A 9,672-nucleotide genomic window follows, 5' to 3' on the forward strand; every position below is an offset into this window, starting at 1 on the left:
GCACCCGGACGTGCCCGAGTGCCCGGAACGCCCGAAGCGGCCGGACGGGTCTTGGCGCTCCCGTCCGGCCACCGCATCGTGTCAGCCGCTGAACTCGGCCACGTTCGCGGACGTGACCACCTTCACCGGCACCATCACCGACTTCTCGACCTTGTCGCCCTCGGCCGCCTTGACGGCGTTGCGCACCGCGATCCTGCCGAGTTCGGCGGGCTGCTGTGCGACCGACGCGTACAGCGTGCCCGCCTCGACGGCCTTGAGCCCGTCCGCCGTACCGTCGAAACCGATGACCTGGACGGACTTTCCGGCCTTGGAGCCGAGCGCCTTGATCGCGCCGAGCGCCATCTCGTCGTTCTCGGCGAAGACGCCGTCGACGCCGGAGTTGGCCTGGAGGAGGTTCGTCATCACGTCGAGGCCCTTGGTGCGGTCCCAGTCGGCGGGCTGCTTGGCCAGCACCTTGATGCCCGGGTAGGCCTTCAGACCCTCGGCGAAGCCGGCGCCGCGCTCCCGGCTGGCGGAGGTGCCCGCCTGGCCCTGGAGGATGACGATCTCGCCCTTGCCGCCCAGCTTCTCGGCGAGCGACTTGGCGGCCAGCCTGCCACCGCTGACGTTGTCGGAGGCGACGAGCGCGGCCGTGTTCGCGCCGTTGACCGCGCGGTCGACGGCCACCAGCGGGATGTCCGCCTTGTTGACGGCCTTCGCCGCCGGGGTCACCGCGTCGGAGTCCACCGGGTTGACGATGATCGTGCCGAGGCCCTCGCTGGTGAAGTTCTGCAGCTGGTTGGCCTGCTGCGAGGCGTCGTTCTGCGCGTCGGTGACGGACAGGTCCACGCCCAGCTTCTTCGCCTCGTCCTGCGCGCCGGCCCGGATCTGCACGAAGAACGGGTTGTTGAGCGTCGACAGCGACAGCCCGATCTTCTCGCTCTTCGCCGCCGACGACCCGCTGTGCAGGAAGGAGGTCGCGCCCACGATCGCCGCCGCGACCACCGCGGCCAGCACATACGTCAGCGCCTGCTTCTTCCGGTCCCCGGAGCCACCGGCCCCCGCCGGGACCGGAGTCGCCCCCGCCTTGCGCCGCACGGTGTCCAGCAGCACGGCCAGCGCGATCACGACACCGATGACGACCTGCTGCCAGAAGGCCGACACGGACAGGAGGTTGAGGCCGTTCCTGAGCACCGCCAGGATCAGCGCGCCGATCAGCGTCCCCGACGCCTTGCCCGTACCACCGGCCAGCGAGGCACCACCGATGACGACCGCCGCGATCGCGTCCAGCTCGTAGCCCTGCGCGGCCTGCGGCTGCGCGGAGGAGAGCCGGGAGGCCAGCACGATGCCCGCGGCGGCGGCGAACAGCCCGGACAGCGCGTAGATCGCCAGCTTCTGCCGCTTCACCCGCAGCCCGGAGAGCCGGGCCGCCTCCTCGTTGCCACCGATCGCGTACATGGCACGCCCGATGTATGTACGCCCGAGGATCACGGCCGTCACACCGCCCAGCACCAGCATCACCAGGACCGGCACCGGCAGCCAGCCGCCCAGGTTGTCACCCAGGTGCGACACCGACTCCGGGAACGCGATCGGGCTGCCCTGCGAGATCACCAGCGACAGACCGCGCCCCACCGACAGCATGGCGAGCGTCGCGATGAACGGCGGCAGCTTCCCGTACGAGATGAGGAAGCCGTTGACGAGGCCGCACGCGATACCGGTGGCGATCGCGAGGATCACGGCTATCCAGACCGGTACGCCCTCCGAAGTGGCGCTCCAGGCCAGGACGGTGGCCGACAGCGCCGCCACCGAGCCCACCGACAGGTCGATGCCCGCCGAGACGATCACGAAGGTCACACCGAACGCGAGGATCGCGGTCACGGCGGCCTGGACGCCGATGTTGAGCAGGTTGTCGGCCGTCAGGAAGTCGCCGGACAGCACCGACATCGCGACGACGAGGACGATGAGCGCGGTCAGCGCGCCGTTGTCGAGCAGGAGCCGGCGAAGCCCGGAGGGCCCCGATGCGCCCAGGGCGCCACTCGCGCCCGTCGAACTCTTGAGCGTGTCAGTGGCCACCGGGGGCCTCCGTTCCGTTCGCAGGGGTGGTGTGGGGGTGGGAGACGGCGAGCGCCATCACGGCGTCCTGGGTGGCCTCGGCGGCGGCGAGTTCGCCCGCGATCCGCCCCTGGGCCATGACCAGCACCCGGTCGCTCATACCGAGCACCTCGGGCAGGTCACTGGAGATCATCAGTACGGCGGCACCGGCGGCCGTCAGCTCGTTGATCAGCTCGTAGATCTCGACCTTGGCGCCGACGTCGATCCCGCGCGTCGGCTCGTCGAGGATCAGCACCTTGGTGTTCGCCAGCAGCCACTTGCCGATGACGACCTTCTGCTGGTTGCCGCCGGAGAGGGTACGGACGTGCTGGTGCAGCCCGGCCATCCGGACCCCGAGCCGCTCGGCGACCCGGGCGGCGCTCTCCCGCTGCCCCTTGAGGTCGACGAACCCGCCCCTGGTCGCGCCCCGCAGGGTGACCAGCCCGAGGTTCTCCTCGACGGACGCGTCCAGCAGCAGCCCCTGACCCTTGCGGTCCTCGGGCACGAGCCCGATCCCGGCGGTCATGGCGGCGTTGACGTCGTCCTTGGGAACGGCGGAACCCCCGACCCGCACGGCCCCCTTGTCGTACGGATCGGCCCCGAACACGGCCCGCACGACCTCGGTACGTCCGGCCCCCACGAGCCCGGCGATGCCGACGACCTCACCGGCCCGCACCGCGAAGCTCACGTCATGGAACACCCCGTCGCGGGTGAGCCCTTCGACGACGAGCAACGCGTCGCCGGCGCCCGCGTCCCCCTGTTCCCTCGGGTACTGCTGCTCGATGGACCGCCCGACCATGAGCCGTACGAGCTCGTCCTCGGGCGTGGAGGCGGGCACCTGCCCGACACTCTTCCCGTCCCGGATGACGGTCACCCGGTCCCCGAGGGCGGCGATCTCCTCCAGATGATGGGTGATGAAGACGACACCCACCCCGTCCTCACGCAGCCGACGCACGATGGCGAAAAGCTTCTCGACCTCTTCGGTGGTCAGCACGGCGGTCGGCTCGTCCATGATCAGCACACGGGCGTCGAGACTCAGCGCCTTGGCGATCTCGACCATCTGGAGCCGGGCGATACCGAGTTCACGCACGAGCGCGCGTGGTGAGACCCGGACCCCCACCCGCTCCAGCAGCTCGGCGGCCTCGGCCTCCATCCGCTTCCGGTCGATCATCCCGAAGCGACGCGGCTGCCGCCCCAGAAAGATGTTCTCGGCGACCGTCAGATCGGGCACCAGGTTGAACTCCTGGTAGATGGTGGCGATCCCCAGCCGCTCGGAGTCCTGCGCACCATGGATGCGCACCTCCTCACCGCCGACCAGGATCCGCCCCGCGTCGGGGGTGTAGGCGCCGGAGAGCATCTTGATCAGCGTGCTCTTGCCCGCGCCGTTCTCACCGAGCAGTACGTGCACCTCGCCCCGGCGCAGATCGAAGTCGACGCCGTCCAGCGCGACCACACCGGGAAAGGTTTTCCGTATGCCTTCGATGCGCAGCAACTCGTCCGGGTCGCTCACGACGTGCTCCTGTTCGTTACGGGGGACTCGACGGGGGAGTCGAGGGGAGAGCCGATGGGGGAGTCCATGGGGGAGTCGGCAGAGGCCCGGGCGGAGGACTCGCCGCAGGAGAGGCGTGCGACGAGACGGGCCGGGAGGGTGACGGACTGCGGGGGCCGCCCCTCGATCCGGTCGACCAGCGCGCGTACGGCGGCCCGCCCCAGCTCGCCCGTCGGCTGGGCGACGGCCGTGATCGGCGGATCGGTGTGCACGAACCACGGGATGTCGTCGAAGGCGGCCAGCCCGACATCCTCCGGAACCCGCATCCCCCGCGCACGGATGGCGTCCAGCGCGCCGAGCGCCATCAGGTTGTCGGCGGCGAAGACGACCTCGGGCGGCTCGGCCAGATCGAGGAACCCCTCGGTCACGCGCCGCCCGCTCTCGGCCTGGAAGTCGCCCTGCCCCGTGTAGTCGTCGGGCAGTGGCAGCCCGTGCTCGGCGAGCGCCTCCCGAAAGGCCTCGACACGCTCCCGACCGGTCGTGGTGGCGGCGGGCCCGGCGATGATCGCGAGCCTCCGATGCCCGAGCCCGTACAGATGGGCGACGAGATCCCGCACGGCACCGCGCCCGTCCGAGCGCACGACGGGCACATCCACCCCGGGGATCCACCGGTCCACGAACACCATCGGCGTGCCCGCCCGCACGGCGTCCAGCATCAGCGGCGAACCGCCGTCGGTCGGCGACACGAGCAGCCCGTCGATCCGCCGGTCGAGCAGATTCCGTACGTGGTGATCCTGCAACTCGGGCCGCTCATCGGCGTTCCCGATGATCACGCTGTACCCGAGCACCCGCGCCGCCTCCTCCACGGACCGCGCCAGCTCCGTGAAGTAAGGGTTCATCACATCGCTGATCACCAGCCCGAGGGTGTGGGTCTGGTCGGTGCGCAGGGAGCGGGCGACGGCGTTCGGGCGGTAGCCCAGCGCCTCGACGGCGGCCAGCACCCGCGTGCGCGCGTCCGCGCTGACCGACGGATGGTCGTTCAGCACCCGCGACACCGTGGCGACGGACACCCCCGCCTCGGCCGCGACATCCTTGATGCCGGCCATCGCCGCTCCACCTCCTCGTGGAATCGATTACAACGATGCGTTCACGGAGGATTGGAATCGATTACATGTGGCTGAGGCAAGGGGGTGACAGTGGCCGAAATCCAATCGTGACCGAGGGTGGGAGGGGGTTGGGGGAGGGCGGGAGGAGGTGGGAGGGGTGCGAGGGGCCGCGGACGCCCAGGCCGACCCGCTGCGCGGCCACCGGCTCCAGGCACCGGTGGTGAACGGATGAGGCCGACCGGGGGTGACACCTTCGCGCCAACGCCAACGCTGGCGGCGGTGCGGCGGTCGCGGCGGCTCGGGATCGGCGCCCCGGGCCTCGACCCACACCGTGCCCGCCGCCGACATCACCCACTGGCTGACGGCGCCTCCGACAGCCGAAACGGCCCTACGAGTCCGCCAGCCACGCCAGCATGCGGCCCCGGGACCAGCAGCGGCCAATGGCCTCGGCCCGCAGGGCGGCCCCGTCGAACACCGCCAGCCCGATGATGCTGTGGCCGGAGGCGCGGCGATCGCCGAGCGTGGGGATCGCCGGTGCGACTCCGACCCCCTCCGCCGACACCCACGCCACCGCCCGCCCGGCCGCCGCTTCGTCGAGGCGGTGCAGGAAGCGCAGGCGGCTCTCCAACGGAAGGCGCGACAACGCCCACGTCGTGGTGACGACCGGCAGAGTGTCGGCGGGGATTTGGTCGAAGGCGTCGGGCAGGAGGTCGACGGCGTCACCCCGGAGCAACAGCGGAGGTGCCGTCGCCACCAACGCGATCTCGGCTTCGAGCGCCGCGACCCGCTCAGGCCGACCCGGCTGACCTGGCCGCTCCGACCGACCCGGCAGTTCCGACTGCCCCGACTGCCCCGACTGCCCCGACCGATCCGGCCACAGACAGGCGCGAAGCCATCGGGCCTCGTCCGGGTCGGTCACGTCGACCGGATCCGGGTCGATGCCGACCCGGGCGACGACCTCGGGTATCGCCCGCGCCGGGACGGGCCGGTCTCCCACGACCGAACACGACACCCGGACGGGAGACGACGGGTCGCCCAGCGAAAGCCCGTCGCCGTACGTGATGCCGACACGGTCGACATGGAGATTGAGCCCGGCCGAACAGCCCACGTCGATCAGCCCGACCGAGTGCGCGCCCACCCGGCGCGCGGCCTCGGCGATGGCCGGGTACAGCACGGCGCAGCGCCCGTTCCCGTTCTCGCTCCCGTTGGTCGGCGTCCGCCGACGCGCGGCGATGGCCACGACCGAGTCGGTCATCCGCAGCAGCGTGTCGATCGCCGCGTCGGCGGCGGCGTCGCCGTCCGCGGACGCATAGGCCGCGGCCAGCGCCGGGGCGCGTCCGGCGAGGGCGAGATCGTGCAGCGCGGCCAGGATCAGCGTGGGATGCCGTTTGCGCGCCGGCGCCGCCTCGATGGCGCGCAGCGCCTCGTCGGACTCGCTGAGGGCGACGGCGACGCGCTCGTACAGCGACGATGTCCCGGCGGCGTCGACCTCACCGAACCGCCGATACACCTCAGCGAGTGTGCGGGCCTTCCCCACGGTCGCGGCGCCTCCTGCGGTAGCCCTGAGATCCCGACGACCCTATCCGCGGGTCACACGACTCCACCATCGTGAGCGGGGAGATCGCGACCGCATGACTTCACCTGGGCGAGAGGGTGGGTCAAGAGGACCCTAAGCCGCCGCCAACTCGCACCACACGTACTTGCCCCGCTCACCGAACCGGGCCGACGGCATCCACCCCCAGTACGTCGCGGAGGCCACGACGATCCCCAGCCCTCGCCCTTCCTCCTGCTCCCCCACCCGCCCCAACGGCACCGGCGGCTCCGGCGGTTCGGGATCGGCGTCCCACGCCCCGATCCACACCATGCCCTCCACCGACCGCCGCACCCGAAGAGCGGCGGGCCCCTTCGTATGCCGTACGGCGTTGGAAATCAGCTCGGCGGCAAGCAGCTCGGCGACGTCCACGAGTCCGATGAGGCCGTGCATGGTGAGGATCAGCCGCAGGGTGCGACGGCAGATGGGCACCGCTCTGGGGTCGTTGGGGATCTGGAGGGTGTAGTCCCAGGTTTCGGGCATGGGGCATCAACTCCGTTGGTTGAGGGGGGATTTGGGGCACGGTGGCATTGCCGCAGCCGTCATGGCGCGACGGGGCGGTGCGCTTCCGTAGCGTGTCCGTTGCGTCACTGACGGTATGGGTAACCTGTAACCCGAATCAAGCCGGTCGCGGGATCCGGCCCCGAAAGAGGAGAACAGCGCATGGTCCAGAGGCGTGAACCGACTGCCCGTCAGGTACGCCTGGGCATCGAACTCCGCAGGCTCCGCGAGGCCGCCGGCCTGACAGCCGTCCAGTCGGCGGCGCTCCTCGGGGCGAACAGGGTCCAGATGAGCCACATGGAGCTGGGGCTCATCGGGGTCAGCGAAGAGCGGCTGCGTCGACTCGCGTCCCACTACGCCTGCACCGACACGGAGTTCATCGACGCGCTGGTCGCCATGGCCGCGGACCGGACGCGGGGTTGGTGGGAGGAGTACCGGGGCCTGTTGCCCACGTCGTTCCTGGATCTCGCCGAGTTGGAACACCATGCCGAGTTCCTGAGGGAAGTGGCGATCCTGTACGTCCCGGGCATGCTCCAGACGGAGGGCTACGCCCGCGCGGTGTTCTCCTCCAGGGTGCCGGAACTCACGGACGAGGAACGTGAGTTGCGCGTCCGCCATCGCATGGGACGCCAGCGGATCGTGACCTCGTACGACTTGGTGATCCACGAGGCGGCCTTGCGCATCAGGGTCGCCGACCGCGCCGCCTCCCGGGCTCAACTCGCCAAGCTTCTCGACCGCTCCGAAGCGGACCACATCACTGTGCGCGTCATCCCCTTCGACCTTGACGGCTTCGCCCGAGCCGCCAGCACCATGACGTACGCGGGCGGCTCCGTGCCCAAACTCGACACGGTGGTTCGAGACGTGCCCACCGGTTCGGCGTTCATCGACTCCGAAGCGCAGCTCAACGCCTTTCGAACGCGCTTCCGTAAGGTGGAAGCCGTATCGCTCGACCCCGAACGGTCGCGCGACTTCATCAACCGGCTGGCGAAGGAGTTGTGAGGCGCCTCATGCACACCTGGCGGAAGTCGTCCCACTCGGGCCCGGACGACGGCAACAACTGTGTCGAGATATCCACCACCCCCACCCACATAGCCGTCCGGGACTCCAAGACCCCGACCCGCGCCACCCTCACCTTCCCCACCCCCTCCTTCACCGCCTTCATCGGCGCCCTCAAGAGGTCGAGAAGGAACGCGTAGGCCTCTCCGGGCAGGGGCGGCGCCGCAGCCTGCTCGGGGGCGCGCCCGGGAGGCGGCGAAGGGCGCCGTCTCTACGATGGGCCGATGGCATCGATCAAGCAGTTCCAGGTCACCTTCGACTGCGCGGAACCCGAGCGCCTCGCTCGCTTCTGGTGCGAGGTACTGGGGTACGTCGTGCCGCCACCACCGAAGGGGTTCGCCACTTGGGACGATTACCAGCGCTCGCTGCCGGCCGAGGAGCGGGACGCGTGGTTCGCCTGCGTTGATCCCTCAGGCGTGGGCCCGCGGCTGTACTTCCAGCGCGTACCCGAAGGGAAGGCCGCCAAGAACCGGCTGCATCTCGACGTGCGGGTCGGCACCGGACTCGTGGGTGAGGAGCGCCTCGCCGCACTTGAGGCCGAGTGCGCACGACTGGTCCCGCTCGGCGCGGTACACGTACGAACCCTGTACGACGGCCAGGACGCGTGCATCCCGATGCGGGACATCGAGGGCAACGAGTTCTGTATCGACTGAGTACTGAGCCATCGACGACGAGACGACCGGCCGAGCGTGATCCGGACAACCACCGGTCACCCCGCTGCCGACCACACCGCGAGCCCCCGACGCGATGGGCCGCCGGCCGAAGCCGACGGCCCATCGCGACGTTACGGCCCATCACGAAGTGCACCGGCCGGAGCCACCCGCAGGGGACCGGGACCGGAGACTGGAGATCGGAGACCGGCTCAGGACTCGCAGCCGATCTCCTGGTCCCCGGAGTCCGACGTGCAGTTGTCCCTGCCGTCCCCTCCCTGCGCGGAGTCGCCCGGAGCCTGGTCGACGTTGTCCAGGATGTCGTCGCCCACGCCGCCGCTCAGCGTGTCCCTGCCCGGTCCCCCGGCGAGAACGTCGTCGCCGCTGCCGCTCAGCAGGGTGTCCTGGCCTTCGCCGCCCGCGATGGACTGACGGTTGGTGGCGTCCTGGGCGAACACCGTGTCGTTGCCCGCCCCTGCGTCGATCGAGGCACGCAGCCCGGTCCGCTGCGCGATGGTGTCCTGCTGGTCACCGGCGGCGACGATGATCGTCCGGTTGCCGGCCGGGCAGGAGACGGAACCGTCACCGTTGAGCGTGCACCCCACGCCCGCCGAGGTGGACGCCCCGCTGTCGATGACGGTGACGGTGCTGCCAGTCGGGTTGATGAAGATCCTGTTCCGCTCCCCGGCCGCCGCGTTGACGAAGATGAACGCCGAGTTGGCCTGCACCACCGTCGCGCCTGCCTGCGCCGCCCCCGTCGCGGCGGACGCCGTGCCGGTGGGTACGAGCAGCGCCGCCCCCGCCGCCGCCGTCACTGCCGCCTGTAATCCCCTGCGGGTTGACATAGCCATGCTGCTCCTGTCGTCGAACACGCTCATGCCGAACTCGTGCCGACCGCTGGTCGAAGCGGCGGCGCACGGCTTCAGCGTCCACGCCGGCCCGTGCGGAGACATGGGGGGACAGCCCCCAATTACCGCTACCGCGTCACTCGCGGCGCACGGCGGGCCGTACAGGGCTCACCGATCCCCTGGTACGCCAACGAGGACAACGGCTACACGGTCGCGCGCGTGGACACCGGCCGGGGCGGCGGCGATCTCCTCACCGTCGTGGGCGGGTTGCTGGGTGCCCAGGTCGGCGAATCCCTCCGTATGGAGGGCCGTTGGGGCTCGCACCCGCAGTACGGCAAGCAGTTCACCGTGGAGAACTACA

General features: G+C 70.6%; 10 protein-coding genes. 4 read left to right on the top strand and 6 right to left on the bottom strand.

What is annotated here, in order from left to right; translation table 11 throughout:
* Nucleotides 1-81: 81 nt before the first annotated feature.
* From ABT147_RS36890 to ABT147_RS36910, 5 genes are all read right to left on the bottom strand, one after another.
* Nucleotides 82-2,052 carry an ABC transporter permease/substrate-binding protein gene (locus ABT147_RS36890; protein ID WP_351414570.1) on the bottom strand — a complete coding sequence of 657 codons (1,971 nt, stop codon included), beginning with the start codon at nucleotides 2,050-2,052 and terminating at the stop codon, nucleotides 82-84.
* Entirely contained in the window at nucleotides 2,042-3,580 is a 1,539-nt protein-coding gene (locus ABT147_RS36895; protein WP_351414572.1) for a sugar ABC transporter ATP-binding protein, read from the bottom strand. Before ABT147_RS36895 ends, ABT147_RS36890 begins: the two co-directional genes overlap by 11 nt.
* Nucleotides 3,577-4,665, bottom strand: coding sequence for a LacI family DNA-binding transcriptional regulator (locus tag ABT147_RS36900; protein WP_351414574.1), 1,089 nt, complete (start codon nucleotides 4,663-4,665; stop codon nucleotides 3,577-3,579). Before ABT147_RS36900 ends, ABT147_RS36895 begins: the two co-directional genes overlap by 4 nt.
* Nucleotides 4,666-5,053: 388 nt before the next feature.
* The gene (locus ABT147_RS36905) at nucleotides 5,054-6,202 is read right to left on the bottom strand and encodes a DUF2332 domain-containing protein (RefSeq protein ID WP_351414576.1); all 1,149 of its coding nucleotides are present in this window, start codon (nucleotides 6,200-6,202) and stop codon (nucleotides 5,054-5,056) included.
* Nucleotides 6,203-6,334: 132 nt separating this feature from the next.
* The gene (locus ABT147_RS36910) at nucleotides 6,335-6,739 is read right to left on the bottom strand and encodes an ATP-binding protein (RefSeq protein WP_351414578.1); all 405 of its coding nucleotides are present in this window, start codon (nucleotides 6,737-6,739) and stop codon (nucleotides 6,335-6,337) included.
* A gap of 180 nt (nucleotides 6,740-6,919) precedes the next feature.
* Between ABT147_RS36910 and ABT147_RS36915 the strand changes: the two genes are divergently transcribed.
* The 3 genes from ABT147_RS36915 to ABT147_RS36925 all read left to right on the top strand — a co-directional run bounded on the left by ABT147_RS36915 (nucleotide 6,920) and on the right by ABT147_RS36925 (nucleotide 8,466).
* A complete protein-coding gene (locus tag ABT147_RS36915) occupies nucleotides 6,920-7,756 on the top strand; it encodes a helix-turn-helix domain-containing protein (protein WP_351414580.1) in 837 nt (278 codons plus the stop codon).
* A gap of 8 nt (nucleotides 7,757-7,764) precedes the next feature.
* Nucleotides 7,765-7,953: a DUF397 domain-containing protein gene (locus tag ABT147_RS36920; protein WP_351414582.1), complete on the top strand. Its 189-nt coding sequence runs from the start codon at nucleotides 7,765-7,767 to the stop codon at nucleotides 7,951-7,953.
* Between the two features lie 84 nt (nucleotides 7,954-8,037).
* On the top strand, nucleotides 8,038-8,466 hold the full coding sequence (locus tag ABT147_RS36925) for a VOC family protein (protein WP_351414584.1): 429 nt from the start codon (nucleotides 8,038-8,040) through the stop codon (nucleotides 8,464-8,466).
* Nucleotides 8,467-8,675: 209 nt separating this feature from the next.
* On the opposite strand, the gene ABT147_RS36930 is transcribed toward ABT147_RS36925, so the two are convergent.
* Nucleotides 8,676-9,314: a calcium-binding protein gene (locus tag ABT147_RS36930; protein ID WP_351414586.1), complete on the bottom strand. Its 639-nt coding sequence runs from the start codon at nucleotides 9,312-9,314 to the stop codon at nucleotides 8,676-8,678.
* Nucleotides 9,315-9,485: 171 nt separating this feature from the next.
* On the opposite strand from ABT147_RS36930, the gene ABT147_RS36935 reads away from it, so the two are divergent.
* A partial coding sequence (locus ABT147_RS36935; protein WP_502983219.1) for a YrrC family ATP-dependent DNA helicase occupies nucleotides 9,486-9,672 on the top strand: 187 nt, incomplete at its 3' end.

The sequence above is a fragment of the Streptomyces sp. NPDC001868 genome, assembly GCF_040297125.1.
In the GTDB taxonomy this organism is placed as follows: Bacteria; Actinomycetota; Actinomycetes; order Streptomycetales; family Streptomycetaceae; genus Streptomyces.